Origin of the sequence: Promicromonospora sp. Marseille-Q5078, assembly GCF_050315395.1 — a bacterium.
Classification (GTDB): domain Bacteria; phylum Actinomycetota; class Actinomycetes; order Actinomycetales; family Cellulomonadaceae; genus Isoptericola.
The window spans coordinates 2,266,873-2,285,796 of record NZ_JBNPQG010000001.1 but is presented as its reverse complement, the minus strand read 5'-3'; the positions used below and the strand labels follow the sequence as shown (position 1 = coordinate 2,285,796).

Here is an 18,924-nt window from a genome sequence, read left to right as displayed (position 1 = left end):
GCGCGCCGGCGCTCAGGTGAGCGACAGCGGACGAGAGGGGGCGACGCGGTCGGCCACCGTCCCCTCGTAGAGCCAGTCGGTGTACTCGCTCAGGTCATCGGCGTGGGCGAGGAGCGCGTTGCGCAGCAGCCGGGTCGCGCCGGCGGCGTGGCAGATCTCGCCGAAGAAGCGGGCGCGTCGTTGCACCTCCGTGGTCCGGGGGGCGCGAGCCTCCGTGAACCGGCGCACGACCTGCGGCCAGTCGACCGGTCCGGCCGCACGGTCCGCCAGCAGAACCTCCAGGGTCTGGGCGTCCTCCAGCGCCTGGCAGCAGCCCTGCGCGAGGTACTGCAGCATCGGGTGCGCCGCGTCACCGGTCAGCACGACGCGGCCCTCGCCCCAGACGTCGGCCGGCTCGCGGTCGAACAGCGGCCAGCGTCGCTGGGTGCCGACGTGCGACACCGCTTCACGGACACGCGGGTGGCAGGCGGCGAACACCGCCTCCAGCTCCTCGGGCGTGCCGTACTCCGCCTCGCCACGGTCGTAGCCGGGCGAGCGGAAGGTCGCGACGACGTTCAGGACGCTGCCCGCGCGCAGCCGGTACTGCACCACGTGGGCGTTCGGCGCGACCCAGCACACGACGTCGTCGAGGTCCTGCTCCTCGGGCACCTGGTCGATGGGAACCGTGCCCCGGTACGCCACGAACCCCGAGGGCACCACGGAGTCTCCGACCAGCTCGTCGCGCAGCGCCGACCGGAGGCCGTCCGCCCCGAAGGTGACGTCGGCAGGGAACGTTCGCCCGTCGTCCGACTCCGCGACGGTGCCGCGGTCGTGCTGGACCACGGACGAGATCCTCGTGCCGGTCGACAGCTCGACCCCGGCTTCCCGGCACGCCTCCAGGAGGATGGCGTGCAGATCGGTGCGATGGATCACCACGTAGGGCGACCCGTACCGCTCGAGGAAGTCCCCCTGCAGGTCCAGCGCGGCCAGCTCCTGCCCGTTCACGGCATCCCGCAGGACGAGACGCGCAGGCTCGACCCCTACCTTCCTGACCTTGTCCATGAGCCCCCAGGAATCGAGAATCCTGGTGGCGTTGGGGCCGAGCTGCAGGCCCGCCCCGATCTCGCCGAATTCCGGCGCCTGTTCGACCACCCGCACGGGGAGCCCTGACCTTTTCAGCGACATCGCTGTGGCGAGGCCTCCGATGCCGCCGCCGACGACCAGTGCTCGTTCCGTCGGGAACACCACGTTGTGAACCATGCCGGGGACCGTACGCACGCCGGCCGTTCCGGGCGATAACGTTCCTCTGTGAGGAATCCGCTGTGAGGAACGCCCGTAGCCATCCGCCGTTGCCCGAACGGCCGCCGACGGCGGTGGAGTCGCTCGACCGCGGGCTGAGGCTGCTGCAGATGCTGCGGGACTACGGGAGTCTGCGGATCGCCGACGCGGCCCAGCAGCTCGGCATCTCCCGCTCGAGCACTCACCGCCTGCTGCAGACCCTCGTCTTCCGAGGGTTCGCGGTGCAGGACGAGTCCCATGTCTACCTCCCGGGCCCGTCCCTGGACGCCGGACCGGCCCGGCTCGCCTGGACCAACAACTTCCGGCGCCTGTGTCAGCCGCACCTGGAGGTGCTCTCCCGGCGCAGCCGAGAGTCCGCCAACCTCATGATCCGTGTGGACCGCAACGTGCGGTTCCTCGTCACGGTGCGCGCGAGAACGGTGGACGCCACGCACGACCGCGACGGCGTCGTGATGCCCGCGAACGAGGCCTCAGGAGGCAAGGCGCTCCTGGCGGAGCTACCCGACGACGAGGTACGCACCCTCTTCGGCACGGGGCCTGCGTCCGGGCTGTCCGACCTCGAGACGACCAAGCTCCTGTCGGATGTCGCCGCGGTCCGCAAGCACGGGTTCGCCCTCAACGTCGAGGAGACGGAGCGTGGGGTGGCAGCCGTCGGAACGGCGATCCACGACCGCTGGGACGCAGCAGTGGGCGCCGTGTCGGTCTCGACACGCGCCGACAAGTTCTCGGAGCGGCTCCACGGGTTGCTCCTGCCCCTGCTGCTGGACTCCCGTGCCCAGATCGAACGTGACCTCGCCGAGATCGACCTGGGCTGACCGGACCCGGGATCACCTATGCGGCCGTCCCGTTCCCCGCCACCACCGACGCGGCCGCCCGCTGCACGACGCCCCGCAGGAACTCGTGCTCAGGGTCGTGGTCGTTGACCGGGTGCCACCACATCGCCTCCATCAGAGCACCGAGATCGATCGGCGAGGGCACCGACCGCACCGCGAACCCGTGCGGGAGGAGGCTCACGACCCGCTCCTGCAGGAGAGCCACCCGACGCGTCCCGGCCACGAGCGCCGGAACGGTGAGGAACTGTTCCGTCACGACCTCCACGTGCGGCTCGATCCCCACCATCCGAAGATGGCGCGCCGCCGGGGTCGACGCCGTGGGGCTGTGGAACGTCATCACCCACGGCAGGGTGCGCAGCTGCTCCTCGGTGAGCTCGTCACCGACCTCGGGATGGGACTCCGCCACGATGCAGACCCACCGGTCGTCGTGCAGGTCGGCGTGCCGCAGGTCGGTGAGGAAGCCGTGCGGCATCAAGATGAGATCGGCACCGATCAGGACGCGTTCGGCCTCGTCGATGAGGCTCGGGGTGTTCGCGACGAACTGCAGTCGCATGCCGGGCGCCTCGCGTGCCAGGAGCGTGGCGATCGCAGGGCCCAGGACGACGACGCTGTAGTCGCTCGCGATGATCCGTACCTCGCGGGTCGAGGACGCCGGGTCAAAGACCGGCTCCGCGGCGAACACACGCTCCACGCCCGCCAGCACGGTCCGGGTGCGCTCACGCAGCTGCAGTGCCAGCGGACTGAGGAAGTACTCGTTGCCGCGGCGGCTGAGCAGCGGGTCGTCGAAGTGGCGCCGCAGCTTCGCCAGCGACGCCGAGAGAGCCGGCTGGCTGAGCCCCATCTGCGCCGCGGCCTTCGTCACGCTGCGGGTCTGCAGCAGGGAATCGAGAGCGACCAGAAGGTTGAGGTCGAGGTTCACCAGCCGCGACGACATCGGCGCGGACCCGGCAGCGTCCAGGGGACGCGCATCCATGCGATTGATGGGCACCATCGGCACATCATGCCTTGCCAGGTCCGCCGACGGGGCCGAGCGTGTCACCATGACACGACGCGACGCCGCATCGGACGGCCTCCACGAGAAGGTGGCGGTCGTGACCGGCGCGGCCCGCGGCCAGGGGGCGGCCGAAGCGCGGGCCCTGGCATCGGCCGGGGCGCACGTGCTCGCCGTCGACCTCGCCGAGCAACCCGCCGAAGATCTCGGCGACGCGCGATACGAGCGCCTCGACGTGACCGAGCCGGCCGGGTGGTCCGCCCTCGTGGCCGGTCTGCGCGAGCGGTGGGGACGTATCGATGCGCTCGTGAACAACGCCGGCATCACCTGGCGTGCCCGGCTCGGCGAGGTCGATCCCGACGACATGCAGCGGGTCTACCGCGTCAACGTCATCGGGCCGCTGCTCGGCATCCAGCACTGCACCCCGCTCATGCCTGCAGGGTCGTCGATCGTCAACGTCGGGTCGGTGGCCGCACTCACGGGCCATGTCCCGGTCGCCTACACGACGAGCAAGTGGGCGCTGCGAGGGCTGTCCAAGGTGGCGGCACTCGAGTTGGGCCCCCATGGAATTCGCGTCAACACCGTCCACCCTGGGTACATCGACACCCCCATGACCGCGTCCGCCGCCCCCTCGTTCCGAGACGCGAACGTCGCCGAGACACCGCTGGGCCGCACCGGGACCGTCGACGAGGTCGCCGCGCTCGTGGCTTTCCTCGTCGGCGACGGCTCGTCATACCTGAGCGGTGCCGAGATCCCGGTCGACGGGGGCATGACCGCGCACGGCGGCGTGAAGTCGATCGCGGACCTGCTCGACTGACCCGCGAACCCTGCCCTCGACTCATGCACATCACTGTGGCCGATACTCCGTATCCACATCTCCTTCTTCCCTGATGCCCGTCCCGCGGTGGAAGGTCGTCTCAGGCCGCGCGGCGTAGCGCAACTCCTCAGGTGCAACGCCGCGCGGGCCGATGATGACCGACCCGAGAGGAACGTTCGATGACGAACCTGCTGGCACACCTCGCCCACCTGGAGATCGCCTCCCCGGACGTCGCGGCCACGGCTGCCTTCTTCGAGAAGCAGTTCGGGCTCCGCCCGGTGCAGACCGACGACGACGGCACGACCTACCTGCGCTGCTGGGGCGACTACTACCCGTACAGCTTGATCGTCTCTCCCGGCGACGAACCGGCGTTGGTGACCATGGCCTGGCGCACGACGAGTGCGGACGCCCTCGAGGAGGCCGCGGCGCGCGTGCAGGCCAAGGGCGTCGAGGGCACGTGGCACGACAAGCGCCAGGGCCACGGCCGGTCGTTCCGGTTCACCGGCCCCTACGGCCACACGATGGAGCTGTACTGGGACGTGCCGCAGCACCAGGCGCCCACCGAGCTCGCGTCGGTGTTCCCGGACCGGCCGGAGCGGCGCAGCTCGCACGCCGCCGCGCCGCGCTTCCTCGACCACGTGACCATCGCGGCGTCCGACGTCAAGGGCTTCGCCGCCTGGTACTCCGAGGTGCTCGGCTTCCGCACGATGGCTTTCACGGAGCTCGACCACGCCGAGGTCACCGTGTTCAGCGTGCTGACCACCAACGAGAAGTCGCACGACCTGGGCGTGGTGCTCGACTCGTCGCAGCGACCCGGCCGCGTCAACCACGTCGCGTTCTGGACCGACTCCGTGCAGGAGCTGCTCGTCGCCGCCGACGTGCTCATGGAGCACGGCGCGCAGATCGAGTACGGGCCGAGCATCCACGGCATCGGCGAGCAGTCGTTCCTGTACTTCCGCGAGCCCGGCGGCATGCGGGTGGAGCTCAACACCGGCGGCTACCGCAACTACGTGCCGGACTGGCAGGCGAACACCTGGAAGCCGTCGCTCGGCTCCAACAGCATCTACCGCAACTCGGCCATGCCGATGTCGATGACGGAGTCGTTCCCGCCGGACGAGGGCAAGCCGTCGGCGACCGAGGAGGGGATCCTGCCCGGCACCGAGGACGCGCTGATCAACCCCTACGCCCGGCACGGCCAGGGCTGAGGGGGCGGCGCATGTTCCAGTACTTCCCCGGCAACTACGTGTGGAACCTGTCGGTCAACCTCGCCATGGAGATGGGCGCGAAGATCGGCGAGGTCGACACGGTCTGCCGCCCCCTGCTCGACGCCGCGGCCCGCGGCGAGGACGCCGGCACGAGCGAGTTCATGGCCGCCTGGGAGCGGCAGGGCGACACGCTCGTCGAGCTGGCCGCGCAGGACGAGGCCGCGGGCCGCCTGCTCTCGGCGGGCGAGAAGCTCGGCCGGGCGGCCACCTACTTCCTCACCGGCGAGCGGATGCAGCCCGCCGGGCACGCGCCGCGCGTCGCGCTGTACGCGAAGTTCCTCGACACGTTCGCGCGCGGCACGACGCTGGCGCGCGAGGACGCCGAGCGGGTCGAGGTCCCGTACGCGGGCGCGCACCTGTCCGGCATCCTCACCCGTGCCCGCAACCCCGACGGCACCCGCCGCGAGGGCCCAGCGCCGCTGCTGATCCAGGTCAACGGCCTCGACAGCACCAAGGAGATGCTCTACCGCACCGGGCCCGCTGCGAAGCTCGCCGCCCGCGGCGTCGCCAGCCTCTGCCTCGACCAGCCGGGCACCGGCGAGGCGCTGCGCCTTCACGACCTGCACGCCGTCCCCGAGTCCGAGCAGTGGGCGTCCGCGGTCTACGAGCACCTCGCGGCGCGCGACGACGTCGACGCCGCGCGCATCGGAATCCTGGGCGTGTCGCTCGGCGGGTACTACGCCCCGCGGGCGGTCGCGTTCGAGCCGCGGCTCGCCCTCGGCGTCGCGTGGGGCGCCAACCACGACTGGCGCGCGGTGCAGCAGGCCCGGCGGGCCCGCGAGGGCGAGCGACCCGTGCCGCACTACTGGGACCACGTGCAGTGGGTGTTCGGCACCAAGGACCTCGACGAGTTCTTCGAGGTCGCCGAGCGCATGCACCTCGACGGCGTGCTCGACCGCGTCGCCGTCCCCTTCCTCGTCACCCACGGCGAGCACGACAAGCAGATCCCGCTGGAGTACGCGCACCGCACGTACGACCAGCTCACGTCGTCGCCGGACCGCGAGCTCGTCGTGTTCACGGACCGCACCGGCGGCACCGCGCACTCGAGCGTCGACAACGGGTCCGTCGCCACCGATGTCATCGCCGACTGGGTGGCCGAGCGCCTGGGCGGGTGGACGAAGTGACGGCCGTGCACCCGGGCCTCGACCCGGCCGAGCTCGACCGCACCGACCCCGAGGGCGCGATCGCGGCCACCGCGAAGCGCGTCTCCAACTGGGGCCGGTGGGGCGAGGACGACGTCAGGGGCACCCTCAACCTGCTCACCGACGCCCACCGCCGACGCGCCGCCGGCCTGGTGCGCCGCGGGCGGAGCTTCTCCCTCGCGCAGCGGTTCGACATGGACGGACCGCAGAAAGGCTGGCGTCGTCGCACCAACCCGGTGCACACCATGCTCGACACCGGCACGGACGCCGAGGCCGGGATCCAGGGCTTCCCGCACGGGCTGGGCGGCGCGGACGACGTGGTGGCGATGCCGCTGCAGTGCTCCACGCAGTGGGACGGGCTCGGGCACATCTTCGACCACGGTCGCGCCTGGAACGGCCGGCGGGCCGGCGAGGTCGTGACGTCGCTCGGCGACGGCGTCACCGGCATCGAGACGGTCGCCGCCGACCTCGTCGGGCGCGGCGTCCTGCTCGACGTCGGGCGCGCGCTGGGCGACGACGTCGCCGGCACCGGCGGCGAGCTGCCCGACGGCTTCGCCGTCACGCCCGAGCACCTGGAGGCGACGATCGCCGCCCAGGGCGCGTCGTCCGAGGTCGGGCCCGGCGACATCCTCGTGGTGCGCACCGGGCAGTACGGGCGCGCGCTGCGCGACGGGTGGGGCGAGTACGCGGGCGGGCCCGCGCCCGGTCTGTCCTTCACGACGGCGGACTGGCTGCACGACCGCGACGTGGCTGCCGTCGCCACCGACACGTGGGGCTTCGAAGTGCGGCCCAACGAGTTCGACGTCGCGTTCCAGCCGCTGCACCAGGTCGTCATCCCGAACATGGGCCTGTTCCTGGGCGAGATGTGGGCGCTCGAGGAGCTCGCGGCAGACTGCGTGCACGACGGCGCCTACGAGTTCCTGCTGGTCGCGGCGCCGCTGCCCGTCACCGGCGCCGTCGGCGCGCCGCTGAACCCGATCGCCCTGAAGTAGCCCCCCGAACCACTGGAAGTGAGGCGACGATGCCCGCAGTCCGTACCGTCCTGATCGTCGGCGGCGGCGCCGCCGGCTGTGCCACCGCGATCCTGCTCGCCGAGGCCGGCGTGCAGGTCGAGATCGTGGAGTCCCGGCCCGACGTCCCCGCAGTCGGCTCCGGCATCACCCTGCAGGGCAACGCCCTGCGCGTGCTGCGCGACCTCGGCGTCTGGGAGCCGGTGAGCGCCGCCGGCTACGCCTTCGACGCCCTCGGCATCCGCGCCCCCGACCCCGCGGGCACCGTCGTCGCGGAGATCCCCGACGTGCGCACCGGCGGCCCCGACCTGCCCGCGACGCTGGGGATGCCGCGCCCCGTGCTCGCGCGGGTGCTGCTGGACCGCGCCGCCGAGGTCGGCGCGAAGGTCCGCTTCGGCGTCTCCCCCACCGCCCTGCGGCAGGACGACGCCGGCGTCGACGTGACCTTCTCCGACGGCGCCGACGGCCGGTACGACCTGGTGGTCGGCGCCGACGGCATCCACTCGTGGACGCGCCGCGAGCTCGGGATCGATGCCGAGCCCGTGAGCACGGGCATGGGCATCTGGCGGGTGTACGTGCCTCGCCCGGCCGACGTCGTGCGCACCGACCTCACCTACGGCGGCCGCTGCTACATCGCCGGCTACTGCCCCACCGGCGAGGACACGATGTACGCCTACCTCGTCGAGGACGTCCAGGACCGGTCCGAGCTGGACCAGGCCGAGCAGATCGCCGTCTTCCGGGAGCTCTCCGGCGCCTACGGCGGGCCGTGGGACGACGTCCGCGCGAGCCTCACCGACGACACCCCCGTCAACTACGCGCGGTTCGAGTCGCACGTGGTCGACGGCCCCTGGCACCGCGGCCGCGTGGTGCTCGCCGGCGACGCCGCGCACTCCTGCCCGCCCACCATCGCGCAGGGCGCGGCGCAGGGGTTCGAGGACGCCGTCGTGCTCGCAGAGCTCCTGCTCGGCGCCGCACAGGTCGACGACGGCCTCCTCGACCGGTACGCGGCCCGACGCTGCGCGCGGGCCCGCGAGGTCGTCGACGCGTCCGTGCAGATCGGACGGTGGATGCTCGACCACACCCCGCCGGCCGAGGCCGACGTGCCCGGGCTGATGCGCCGCGTCTCGACCCTCGTGACGGAGCGGCCATGAGGTTCGCGAGGTACGCCCTGGACGGCGTCACGAAGGATTCGCTGGTCGTCGGCGACTCGGGCGAGGAGCGGCTGTACGACCTGCGCGGTGACACCACCGTGCTCGACCTGGCCGCGGCGGGGCCCGACGCGGCGCAGGAGGCGGCCGCGTGGGCGAGGCGTTCGTCGGCACTCGTTCCCGCAGCCGACGTCCGGCTGCTGCCGCCGCTGCAGCCGCCGTCGGTGCGGGACTTCGTCGCGTTCGAGGAGCACGTCGAGGGTGTGGCCCGAGCCGTGTCCGGCGACGACGGCGTCGCGCCCGAGTGGTACGACGCCCCGACGTTCTACTTCACCAACCCGCACTCGCTGATCGGCGCCCACGACGACGTCCCGGTGCCGCCCGGGAGCCGGATGCTCGACTTCGAGCTCGAGGTCGCCGTCGTGGTCGGGGCCGCCGGCACGAACCTCTCCCCCGCGGCGGCGCGCGACCACGTCTTCGGCTACACCGTCTTCAACGACTGGTCCGCGCGCGACCTGCAGGGCCGGGAGATGAAGGTGAACCTCGGGCCCGCCAAGGGCAAGGACTCCGCCGCGACGCTCGGCCCGTGGGTCGTCACCGCCGACGAGCTCGAGGAGTACCGGGACGACGACGGGTACCTCGCCCTCGGCCTCCAGGCGTTCGTCGACGGCCGCCGCATCGGGCACGACCTGCTGTCCAACGCCGCGTGGACGTTCGAGGAGATGATCGCGTACGCCTCGCGCGGCACCTGGGTGCGCCCGGGCGACGTGCTCGGCTCCGGCACCTGCGGCAACGGCGGCTGCCTGGCCGAGCTGTGGGGCCGCACCGGTGTCCAGGACCCGCCGCCCCTCGTGCCCGGGAACGTCGTGCGGCTCGAGGTCGAGGGCATCGGGGCCGTGGAGAACCGCGTCGTCCCGGGTCCCGACCTCGCCGACCTGCCCGCCGTCCCGCGTGCGCGTGACCGCGACCGACGTCGGGCCCGCCTCACGGAAGGAGCCGTCCCATGACGGCCCTCGCCCCCGACGCCCGCGCGGCCCTCGAGGGGGTGCTGCACGACGGCATGACCATCGCCGTGGGCGGGTTCGGCCTGTGCGGGGTGCCGTACGACCTGATCGACGCCGTCCGCGACTCCGGCGTGCGCGACCTGACCGTCGTCTCCAACAACCTCGGGGTCGACGGCGTCGGCCTCGGGGTGCTGCTGGAGAACGACCAGGTCGCCCGCGTGCTCGCCTCCTACGTGGGCGAGAACAAGCTGTTCGCGCGACGATTCCTGGACGGCGAGCTCGACGTCGAGCTCGTCCCGCAGGGCACGCTCGCCGAACGCCTCCGCGCCGGCGGCGCGGGCATCCCCGCGTTCTACACCCCGACCGGCGTGGGCACGCCCGTCGCGGAGGGCAAGCCCACCATCGAGCTCGACGGACGCACCTACCTGCTCGAGCGCGCGATCCGCGCCGACCTCGCCCTCGTGCACGCGCACACGGGCGACGCGGCAGGCAACCTGCGCTACCGGCTCACCGCGCGGAACTTCAACCCGGTCGTCGCGACGGCGGCGCCCGTCACCCTCGCGGAGGTCGAGCACCTCCTCGACCCCGACCGGGACGGCTACCTCGACCCGGACGACGTCATGACGCCGAGCGTGTTCGTCACGACGGTCGTGACGACGGCCCACGAGCGACCGATCGAGAAGCGCACCGTCCGGACGCCGGCCGAGCCTGTCGAGAGCCCGCCGGTCGAGCGCGTCGAGAGCCCGCCGGTCGAGCTTGTCGAGACCCGAGGAGGAACACGATGACCTGGACCAGGAACGAGATGGCGGCTCTCGCTGCAGCAGAGCTGCGCGACGGCGACTACGTCAACCTCGGCATCGGCATCCCGACGCTCGTCGCCAACCACGTGCCCGAGGGCGTGCGGGTCACGCTCCAGAGCGAGAACGGCCTGCTGGGCATCGGCCCGTACCCGTACGACGGGGACGAGGACGCCGACCTGATCAACGCGGGCAAGCAGACCGTGACCGCCCTGCCCGGCGCCAGCTGCTTCGACGCCGTCACGTCCTTCACGATGATCCGCGGCGGGCACGTCGACGTCGCGATCCTCGGCGCCCTTCAGGTGTCCGCCCGGGGCGACCTGGCGAACTGGCAGGTGCCCGGCAGCATGGTCAAGGGCATGGGCGGCGCCATGGATCTCGTCGCCGGGGCGCGGCGCGTCGTCGTGGTCATGGACCACGTCGCTCGCGACGGCAGCCCCAAGATCGTCGAGGAGTGCACCCTGCCGCTCACCGGGCTCGGCGTCGTCGATCGGATCATCACCGACCGGGCCGTCGTCGACGTCGGCCCGGGCGGCCTGACGGTTCGGGAGCTCGCGCCGGGCGTGTCGTCCGATGGCCTGACCTCCGCCACGGCAGCGCCGCTCACCGTCTCGAACACCCTCGGAGGACGCGCGACCTGATCGGCGCCAGGCATTCACACGATCACCCCGCGCCTGGGCGGGTGTCTCCCCGGTGAGGCAGGTCATCGTCGCCGGGGCGCGGCGCGAGGTCCGTGCCTCGGTCCGGGGCGTTCATCTGCCGGCGCCCGAGACGCGGCGGGAAGACGCTGCATGAGCAAAGGGCGACCGCGTCGCTGGTGGCTCGAAGTCCCATGACGTCGTCGCTGCGCGGCACCACGTCGACCCGTGCCGAGCCCGAGCTGCGCCGCGTGTCCCTTCACGGACGCAACAGCTCGAACCGCCACGCATCCCGAGCGCGCGGGCCACGTCGGCCCAGCTGCTCGCGGCCGCGACGGCCTCCCGATGTCCGTCCTCGGTCCAACGGGCTGCCCTGTGAGGTGGCCGTACTCGACGCCGAGCCGATCAGCATGTGCGCGTACCGACCGCATCGCCCCTGCCAAGGTCCCCAGGAGGCCGAGACGGCGCAGCACGCCTCGCCAGGAGCTCGATGCGGCCATCGCTTCAGCAAGCTGGGTCATCGGTGTGGGTCGGTGCGGGCCCCATTCGCCGAACCGTAGGGCTCGCCACCGACGAGTCGACCGCGCGGGCACGTCCTCGAACGAGGAGAGGCTCGGACCGCCGTGCGGTCCGAGCCTCTCGTTCGACGGTCGGGCTGACAGGATTTGAACCTGCGACCCCCTGACCCCCAGTCAGGTGCGCTACCAAGCTGCGCCACAGCCCGTCGGCCCTTCATGTGACACGAGTGTCACCCCGAAGGGCCGACCGAAATACTACCCCAGGTCGGACACTGCTCCTGCATCGGCGAGGGCCGCGTCGGCACCGTCCGCGCGGATCTCCCCGAGCACACGCGCCGTGGCGAGCGCGGCGGCCACGGCCTCGTAGCCCTTGTCCTCGTGCGAGCCGGCCAGCCCGGCGCGGTCGAGGGCCTGCTGCTCGTCGTCGCATGTCAGGAGGCCGAAGCCGACGGGGACGGCGTGGTCGAGGGCGACGCGGTTCAGCCCGTCGGTCGCGGCGGCGCACACGTAGTCGAAGTGCGGGGTGCCGCCCCGGATGACGACCCCCAGCGCGACGACGGCGTCGTACCCGGCGGCCGCGAGCGCCTGCGCGGCGACGGGCAGCTCGAACGACCCGGGCACGCGCACCACCCGCGGCGCGGTGACGCCTTGGTCGGCGCAGGCTCGCAGCGCGCCGTCGAGCAGCCCGTCCATGACGGCCTGGTGCCAGCTCGCGGCGACGACGGCGACGCGCAGGTCCGAGCAGTCGACAGGCGCGGTCGACGGCGCCCCTGCGCCGCTCATCGCGCGGCCCCTGCGGTAGCGGTCAGCGAGTGGTGCGTCATCGTTCCTCCGTCGTGGTGGTCGTCGCGGTGGTCGTCGTGGTCCGGCTCGACATCGGTCGTCGGGTCGGTGGGGCGTGGTGCGCCGCCCAGGTGCGGCAGGTCGTGGCCCATGCGGTCGCGCTTGGTGCGCAGGTAGCCGAGCGTGCGGGGGTGCGCGGGCAGGGCGAGCGGGAGCCGCGCGACGACGTCCACTCCCCCGCCGGCCAGGCCGTCCACCTTGGCCGGGTTGTTGGTGAGCAGCCGCACCTGCGCGACGCCGAGGTCGCGCAGCACGTGGGCGGCGGGCGTGTAGTCGCGGGCGTCGGCGGGCAGCCCCTGGTCGAGGTTGGCGTCCACGGTGTCGCGGCCGGCGTCCTGCAACGCGTACGCGGCGAGCTTGGCCGCCAGGCCGATCCCCCGACCCTCGTGCCCGCGCAGGTACACCACGACGCCGCGGCCCGCAGCGACGACCCGACGCAGGGACTCGTCGAGCTGGGGGCCGCAGTCGCAGCGCAGGCTGCCGAACGCGTCGCCCGTGAGGCACTCGGAGTGCACGCGCGTCAGCACGGGGCCGGCGGCGGGGTCGCCGAGGGCGTCCAGGGCCCCGGCGACGAGCGCCACGTGCTCGTCCCTGGTGCGGGCGTCCCGGTACGCGACGGCGGTGAGCTCGCCGTGCCGCGTGGGCAGGGTCGTCACGGCGACCCGCTCGACGAGCACCTCGGTGGCACGCCGGTAGGCGACGAGGTCGGCCACGCTGATCAGGGCGAGCCCGTGCTCGGCGGCGAACTCCCGCAGTGCGGGCAGGCGCATCATCGTGCCGTCGTCGTGCACGAGCTCGGCGAGGACGCCGGCTTCCCCGCGGCCGGCGAGGCGCGCGAGGTCGACCGCGGACTCGGTGTGCCCGCGCCGCTCCAGCACCCCGCCGGGCCGCGCGCGCAGGGGCAGCACGTGCCCGGGCCGGGTGAGGTCGGTGGGCGCGGTCGCCGGGTCGGCGAGCAGCCGCGCGGTGCGGGCCCGGTCGGCGCCGGAGATGCCCGTCGTCACGCCGTGGGCGGCGTCCACCGTCACGGTGTACGCGGTGCGGTAGGCGTCCTGGTTGGCCTCGACCATGAGCGGCAGGCCGAGGCGGTCGAGCGTCTCGCCCGCCACGCCCACGCACACCAGGCCGCTCGTGTGCCGCACGAGGAACCCCATCAGCTCGGGGGTAGCGGCGTCGGCGGCGAGGATCAGGTCGCCCTCGTTCTCGCGGTCGGCGTCGTCGGCGACGACGACGGGCCGCCCCGCGGCGACGTCGGCGATCGCTCGCGCGACGCGCTCGACCACCGCGCCCGTGCCCGTCCCAGTGCTCGTGCCCGCCGCGGCGCTCGTCGGCGGGACCGTCCGCGCGGTCATCGCGCCGCCCCCGCCGCGAGGAGCCCGTGCGCGAGGTGACGCTCCACGTACTTGCTCAGCACGTCGACCTCGAGGTTGACCTGCTCCCCCACGGCACGCCGGCCGAGCGTCGTGCGCGCCCGCGTCTCCGGGATGAGGCTCACCGTGAACGACGCGCCCCCGGCCTGCACCACGGTGAGGCTCACGCCGTCGACCGCGGTCGAGCCCTGCGCCACGACGTACCGCGCGAGATCGGCCGGCAGGGCGATCTCGACGACCTCCCATTGCGTGCCCGCCGTACGCGAGAGCACCGTGCCGACGCCGTCGACGTGCCCCTGCACGACGTGCCCGCCGAGCCGCCCGCCGGCCGCGAGCGCCCGCTCGAGGTTCACGCGGTCGCCGGGGATCCGCGCCCCGAGACTGGTGCGCTCGAGCGTCTCCGCCATGAGGTCGGCGGTCCAGGCCGGGCGGCCCCCGTCGTCCCCGATCGACGCGACGGTGAGGCAGCAGCCGTCGACGGCGATCGAGTCGCCCAGCCGGGTGCCGTCCAGCACCGCGTCCGCCGCGACGGTCAGGCGGGCCCCGTCGGCGTGCTCGCGCACGGCCACGACGGTGCCGAGCTCCTCCACGATGCCGGTGAACATGGCTCAGCTCTCCTTCCGCGGCCGCAGGGTGAGCCGCACGGTGGGGGTGTCGGTGGGGTCGGCCGGGTCCCGCTGCAGGACCACGACGTCGAGGAGGTCGAGGCGCGCGGCGTCGGCGATGGTGCCGATCCCGAGGTCCGCCACGGCGGACGCCCCGACCCCGAGCAGCACCGGCGCGACGTACGCCACGACGTCGTCGACGAGGCCGGCGCGCCAGAAGGCGGCGGCGAGGGCGGGGCCGCCCTCGAGCAGCACGTGCCGGTGCTCGCGGTACCAGAGCAGGTCCAGCACCTCGTGCGGGTCGTGCGTGCGCAGGTGCGCGACCGACTCGCCGGCGGCCGCGGCCCGCGCCAGGCGGGACGACGCGGGCAGGTCGCGCAGGCCGACGACGACCCGCTCCGGCTGCTGGCCCGTCAGGGGCGCGTGCCGCACGGTGAGGTCGGGGTCGTCGGCGAGGGCGGTGCCGGTGCCGATCACGACGGCGTCCACCCCGGCGCGCAGGCGGTGCACGTCGTGCCGGGCGGCGCGCCCGGTGATCCAGCGCGAGGTGCCGTCCGCGGCCGCGGCCCGGCCGTCGAGGGTGCTCGCGAGCTTCCACGTCACCACCGGGCGGCCGAGCTCGAGCGCGCGGGTCCACGTCGCGTTGAGCGCGCGGGCCTCGTCGGCCAGCACGCCGCCGAGGACGTCGACGCCGCTGGCACGCAGGCGGGCAGCGCCGCCCGACGCGGCCGGGTTCGGGTCGTGCTGGGCGTGCACGACGCGCGCCACGCCCGCCTCCAGCAGGGCGTCGACGCACGGGCCGGTGCGGCCGTGGTGGTTGCAGGGCTCGAGGGTGACGACGGCGGTCGCGCCCCGCGCGGCGCCCGGGCCGCGCGACTCGACGGCGCGCCGCAGCGCTTCGACCTCCGCGTGGGGCGTGCCCGCCCCGCGGTGGAAGCCCTCGGCGATCGTCGCGCCGTCGGCGTCCAGGAGGACGCACCCCACGCGCGGGTTGGGTCCGCGGGCGGGGACCTGGGCGGCGAGCGCCAGCGCGCGCTGCATCGCGGCGCGCTCGACCCTGGTGGCACCCGTCGCCGGGGTTCCGGCGGGCTGCGTCATCTTCCTGCCCCTGTCGTCCGGTCGCGGACCCGGGGGTGCAGGAAGGCTGGGTCGGACGTGCTCGCACCGACCGGTCGCGTGCCTCCACGGTGGGCGGCGCCGGCCCACGCGGGGCCGGGTACGGACCGGACGGGGAGCCGTCGCGTGCGCTTCCCATCCGGACTTTGACCGTCGGTCCAGGAGTTCCACCTGGTCAACCGGTCACAGGATGTGACCGGGTCGCGGACTGTTACCGCCGGCTCGGAATTTCACCGACCCCAGAGCACGCGAGCATTTCGCTCGTCATCGCCGACCGTGCCACGCCGCACGCGGCCATGGCAAGCCCGCGTGGTGCACGTCACCCACCGGCCCGCGGCGCCGTCGCGGGGTCAGTCCCAGACGAGGGACAGCACACGGTGGCCGACGGGCACGTCCGGCACGTCGGTGAACCAGTCGTCGGGGTACACGTACCCCGCGACCACGCCGTCGGCCTGCAGCTCGTCCGCGCCGACGAGCTCCTCGACCTCCTCGGGGACGAGCGTCGCGCACACGGCGACGGCCTCGGCGGCGATCCAGTCCCCGTCGTCCTCCACGGACTCCTCGTGCAGCTCGACCCGCACCCAGGCGACGCCCTCCTGGGCGGCCAGGCGCTCGAGGCGGCGCCGGATCTCGGCGAGCGGCGGACGCCCGTCGCCCCACTGGTTCGGGGCGAGCGACTCCTCGTCGTCGTTGTCGTCGAAGAACTCGGCGAGCGTCAGCAGCGGGAGGCGCCGGTCCTCGCCGTCGTCGGCGGCACCGGAGCGCCGGTCCAGCTCGTCGCGGGTGATCACCGCTCCGACACTAGGCCGTCCGGGCCGGGCCCGCGACGGCGGTCAGCGGCTCTGTGTCCGGGCCGGCCGGGTGGTGCGCCGCTCGTCGTCCCGCCCGAGGGCGACGCCGAGCGCAGCGAGCACCAGCAGGTCCGCGACCAGCCCGGCGACGGCCACCCACTGCACGGCCCGGAACGCGAGGAGCTGCGTGACGAGCAGGCTGACGAGCACGCCGCGGCGCACCCACACCGCGCCCGCGCGGTGGTCGGCCGACCCCACGAGGATCCCCCGCACCACGCAGGCCACCGTCGCGGCGACGGCCACGAGGATGCCGGCGCCGACCCAGGCCGGCACGTCGACCGCCCCGACCAGCACGCGCACCCCGACCACCGCCGACCCGGCAGCGGTGGTCAGCACGGCGAGGATCACGAGCGTGGCGGCCCATCGGCGCTCCATCGCCTCCCCGAACCACGCGGACGCCCGTCGCACCAGGGCGCGGACGGGGTCGGGCACGGCCACGTCGTCGCGGGGCACGGCCTCCACCAGCGCCGCCACCTCGTCCGCGCCCGGCTCGCCGCGCCCGCGCGCCACGAGGGTCCGCGCCTCCTCGCGTTCGGCGTCGGTGAACCCGCCCGCGACGCCGGCAACTGCGCGGTCCGTCGCCACGGCGAGTAACTCCGCCGGGTGGCGCGCCCGCCGCCCGTGCAACGCCTCGACCAGCAGCACGAGCGCCACGACGACCGCGTAGATGAGGGCCGCCGTCGGCGCGTAGAAGTAGTCGTTGTCGGAGGTGACGAACTTGCCGATCTCGTCGACGAACAGGCCGAAGCCGAGCCCGCCGAGCACGGCGCCCAGCGACCGCGGCGCCGGGCCGACCCACGACAGCAGCACGACCACGGCGAGCGCCATGCCGAGCCCGCCCCAGAGCACGTGCGCGACGTGCAGCCCGCCGCCGCCGACCTGCGGGTACCCCGAGGCCGCGAGGAGGAACCGCGTCACCAGCACCGTCGCCACCGTGACCACGAGGAACGTCACCAGGTGGCGGACGGCGGAGGTGTCGCGCGCCGCGCCCAGGCGCAGCAGGCGACCCCTGGAGGCGAGCGGACCGGCGCTCATCGGCGCCTCATCGGCGGCTCATCGGCGGCGCTTCTCCCGCACCCGCACGCTGATCTCGATGGGCGAGCCCTCGAAGCCGAAGGTCTCGCGCAGGCGGCGCTCGATGAACCGGCGGTACCCGGCCTCGATGAACCCCGTGGCGAAGATGACGAACCGCGGCGGCCGCGTGGACGCCTGCGTGCCGAACAGGATGCGCGGCTGCTTGCCGCCGCGCAGCGGGTGCGGGTGCGCGGCCACGAGCTCGCCGAGGAAGGCGTTGAGGCGGCCCGTGGGGATACGCATGTCCCACGACTCCAGCGACGTCTCGAGGGCGTGCGTCAGCCGGTCGGTGTGCCAGCCCGTGCGGGCCGAGACGTTGACCCGCGGCGCCCACTGCACCTGGACCAGGTCCTTCTCGATCTCGCGCTCGAGGTACGGGCGGCGATCCTCGTCCATGAGGTCCCACTTGTTGTACGCGATGACGAGGGCGCGCCCGGCGTCGACCGTCTGCGAGATGACGCGGGTGTCCTGCTCCGTCATGGGCTCCGAGGCGTCGACGAGCACCACCGCCACCTCGGCCTTCTCGATGGCGGCCTGCGTGCGCAGGGAGGCGTAGAAGTCGGCGCCGCGCGTCTGGTGCACGCGGCGGCGGATGCCCGCCGTGTCGACGAACCAGTAGGGCACGCCCTTGATCGTCACGAGCTCGTCGACCGGGTCGCGGGTGGTGCCCGCGGTCTCGTCGACGACGACGCGCTCGGCCCCGGCGATCTTGTTCAGCAGCGACGACTTGCCGACGTTCGGGCGACCGACCAGCGCGACGCGGCGCGGGCCGGCGGGCCGCAGCTCGCCGTGCTCGGACACCTCGGGCAGCACCTTCATCGCCGCGTCGAGCAGGTCGCCCGTGCCGCGCCCGTGCAGCGCGGAGACCGGGTGCGGCTCCCCCAGGCCGAGCGCCCACAGGTACGCGGCGTCGGCCTCGCCGGAGGGCCCGTCCACCTTGTTGGCGGCGAGGACCACGGGCTTGCCCGAGCGCCGCAGCAGCTCGACCACGCGCTCGTCCGTGGACGTGGCGCCCACGGTCGCGTCCACCACGAAGACCACGGCGTCGGCCAGCTCGACCGCGACCTCCGCCTGCTCGGCGACCTTCGACTCGATGCCCGCGACGTCGACCTCCCACCCGCCGGTGTCCACCAGGGTGAACTCGCGCCCGGACCACTCGCCGGGGTAGCTCACGCGGTCACGCGTGACGCCCGGGGTGTCCTCGACGACGGCCTCGCGGCGGCCGAGGATGCGGTTGACCAGGGTCGACTTGCCTACGTTCGGGCGGCCGACGACCGCGAGCACGGGCAGCGGGGCCTCGCCGTGCCCGAAGCCCTCGTCGTCCCACTCGTCGTCCAGCAGCGCGCGGTCGGCCTCGTCGAGCTCGAAGTCCTCCAGGCCGGCGCGCAGCGCGCGCTCGCGCGCCTCGTCGTCGCCGTCGGACTCGAGGACCTCCGCGACGGCGTCGAGGGTCGGCTCCTCCGCGGGAGCCGCGGCGGCCTCGGGCGCGGGCTCGGCGGTGTGGTCGTCGGTGGGCTCGGCAGCGGGCACGGAGCCGTCGGCGGGAGAGGTCATGGCGACCATTCTCCCAGGACGAACGGCGTGTCACGAACGAGACCCCCGTCACCGCGGTGCGACGGGGGTC

General features: G+C 73.7%; 18 protein-coding genes, 1 tRNA gene and 1 riboswitch. Of the genes, 9 read left to right on the top strand and 10 right to left on the bottom strand.

The window, feature by feature from the left end:
• Positions 1 to 12 precede the first annotated feature (12 nt).
• Positions 13 to 1,239 carry an FAD-dependent monooxygenase gene (locus ACQFYA_RS10540; RefSeq protein ID WP_499123822.1) on the bottom strand — a complete coding sequence of 409 codons (1,227 nt, stop codon included), beginning with the start codon at positions 1,237 to 1,239 and terminating at the stop codon, positions 13 to 15.
• 89 nt (positions 1,240 to 1,328) lie between these two features.
• Here ACQFYA_RS10540 and ACQFYA_RS10535 point away from each other — a divergent pair, with 89 nt between their 5' ends.
• Positions 1,329 to 2,093, top strand: coding sequence for an IclR family transcriptional regulator (locus ACQFYA_RS10535; protein WP_499123819.1), 765 nt, complete (start codon positions 1,329 to 1,331; stop codon positions 2,091 to 2,093).
• Positions 2,094 to 2,109: 16 nt separating this feature from the next.
• Here ACQFYA_RS10535 and ACQFYA_RS10530 read toward each other — a convergent pair whose 3' ends face one another.
• Positions 2,110 to 3,102: a LysR family transcriptional regulator gene (locus ACQFYA_RS10530; RefSeq protein WP_499123817.1), complete on the bottom strand. Its 993-nt coding sequence runs from the start codon at positions 3,100 to 3,102 to the stop codon at positions 2,110 to 2,112.
• 49 nt (positions 3,103 to 3,151) lie between these two features.
• On the opposite strand from ACQFYA_RS10530, the gene ACQFYA_RS10525 reads away from it, so the two are divergent.
• The 8 genes from ACQFYA_RS10525 (at position 3,152) to ACQFYA_RS10490 (ending at position 10,926) form a co-directional block, all read left to right on the top strand.
• The gene (locus tag ACQFYA_RS10525) at positions 3,152 to 3,919 is read left to right on the top strand and encodes an SDR family NAD(P)-dependent oxidoreductase (RefSeq protein ID WP_499123814.1); all 768 of its coding nucleotides are present in this window, start codon (positions 3,152 to 3,154) and stop codon (positions 3,917 to 3,919) included.
• Between the two features lie 179 nt (positions 3,920 to 4,098).
• A complete protein-coding gene (locus ACQFYA_RS10520; protein ID WP_499123812.1) occupies positions 4,099 to 5,124 on the top strand; it encodes a VOC family protein in 1,026 nt (341 codons plus the stop codon).
• 11 nt (positions 5,125 to 5,135) lie between these two features.
• The gene (locus ACQFYA_RS10515; RefSeq protein WP_499123810.1) at positions 5,136 to 6,308 is read left to right on the top strand and encodes an alpha/beta hydrolase family protein; all 1,173 of its coding nucleotides are present in this window, start codon (positions 5,136 to 5,138) and stop codon (positions 6,306 to 6,308) included.
• Positions 6,305 to 7,318, top strand: coding sequence for a cyclase family protein (locus ACQFYA_RS10510; RefSeq protein ID WP_499123808.1), 1,014 nt, complete (start codon positions 6,305 to 6,307; stop codon positions 7,316 to 7,318). Before ACQFYA_RS10515 ends, ACQFYA_RS10510 begins: the two co-directional genes overlap by 4 nt.
• A 29-nt stretch (positions 7,319 to 7,347) precedes the next feature.
• Positions 7,348 to 8,487, top strand: coding sequence for an FAD-dependent monooxygenase (locus ACQFYA_RS10505; RefSeq protein ID WP_499123806.1), 1,140 nt, complete (start codon positions 7,348 to 7,350; stop codon positions 8,485 to 8,487).
• Positions 8,484 to 9,491 carry a fumarylacetoacetate hydrolase family protein gene (locus ACQFYA_RS10500; protein ID WP_499123804.1) on the top strand — a complete coding sequence of 336 codons (1,008 nt, stop codon included), beginning with the start codon at positions 8,484 to 8,486 and terminating at the stop codon, positions 9,489 to 9,491. Before ACQFYA_RS10505 ends, ACQFYA_RS10500 begins: the two co-directional genes overlap by 4 nt.
• On the top strand, positions 9,488 to 10,273 hold the full coding sequence (locus tag ACQFYA_RS10495; RefSeq protein ID WP_499123802.1) for a CoA transferase subunit A: 786 nt from the start codon (positions 9,488 to 9,490) through the stop codon (positions 10,271 to 10,273). The genes ACQFYA_RS10500 and ACQFYA_RS10495 overlap by 4 nt, the downstream gene beginning before the upstream one ends.
• Positions 10,270 to 10,926 (top strand): 3-oxoacid CoA-transferase subunit B, encoded by a 657-nt coding sequence (locus tag ACQFYA_RS10490; RefSeq protein ID WP_499123799.1) that lies wholly within the window; start codon positions 10,270 to 10,272, stop codon positions 10,924 to 10,926. The genes ACQFYA_RS10495 and ACQFYA_RS10490 overlap by 4 nt, the downstream gene beginning before the upstream one ends.
• Positions 10,927 to 11,573: 647 nt before the next feature.
• Here ACQFYA_RS10490 and ACQFYA_RS10485 read toward each other — a convergent pair.
• The 8 genes from ACQFYA_RS10485 to der form a co-directional block, all read right to left on the bottom strand.
• Positions 11,574 to 11,647 (bottom strand) — tRNA-Pro (locus ACQFYA_RS10485).
• Between the two features lie 49 nt (positions 11,648 to 11,696).
• Positions 11,697 to 12,224 carry a 6,7-dimethyl-8-ribityllumazine synthase gene (ribH, locus tag ACQFYA_RS10480; RefSeq protein ID WP_499123796.1) on the bottom strand — a complete coding sequence of 176 codons (528 nt, stop codon included), beginning with the start codon at positions 12,222 to 12,224 and terminating at the stop codon, positions 11,697 to 11,699.
• A complete protein-coding gene (locus tag ACQFYA_RS10475) occupies positions 12,221 to 13,636 on the bottom strand; it encodes a bifunctional 3,4-dihydroxy-2-butanone-4-phosphate synthase/GTP cyclohydrolase II (protein ID WP_499123795.1) in 1,416 nt (471 codons plus the stop codon). The genes ribH and ACQFYA_RS10475 overlap by 4 nt, the downstream gene beginning before the upstream one ends.
• Positions 13,633 to 14,259, bottom strand: coding sequence for a riboflavin synthase (locus ACQFYA_RS10470; protein ID WP_499123793.1), 627 nt, complete (start codon positions 14,257 to 14,259; stop codon positions 13,633 to 13,635). Before ACQFYA_RS10470 ends, ACQFYA_RS10475 begins: the two co-directional genes overlap by 4 nt.
• A 3-nt stretch (positions 14,260 to 14,262) precedes the next feature.
• On the bottom strand, positions 14,263 to 15,357 hold the full coding sequence (ribD, locus tag ACQFYA_RS10465) for a bifunctional diaminohydroxyphosphoribosylaminopyrimidine deaminase/5-amino-6-(5-phosphoribosylamino)uracil reductase RibD (RefSeq protein WP_499123791.1): 1,095 nt from the start codon (positions 15,355 to 15,357) through the stop codon (positions 14,263 to 14,265).
• A 140-nt stretch (positions 15,358 to 15,497) separates the two neighbouring features.
• Positions 15,498 to 15,627: riboswitch (FMN riboswitch) on the bottom strand.
• Positions 15,628 to 15,725: 98 nt separating this feature from the next.
• A complete protein-coding gene (locus ACQFYA_RS10460; protein ID WP_499123789.1) occupies positions 15,726 to 16,166 on the bottom strand; it encodes a YfbO family protein in 441 nt (146 codons plus the stop codon).
• Between the two features lie 42 nt (positions 16,167 to 16,208).
• Entirely contained in the window at positions 16,209 to 17,261 is a 1,053-nt protein-coding gene (locus ACQFYA_RS10455; protein WP_499123787.1) for a hypothetical protein, read from the bottom strand.
• Positions 17,262 to 17,279: 18 nt separating this feature from the next.
• Positions 17,280 to 18,854: a ribosome biogenesis GTPase Der gene (gene der / locus ACQFYA_RS10450; protein WP_499123785.1), complete on the bottom strand. Its 1,575-nt coding sequence runs from the start codon at positions 18,852 to 18,854 to the stop codon at positions 17,280 to 17,282.
• Positions 18,855 to 18,924 lie beyond the last annotated feature (70 nt).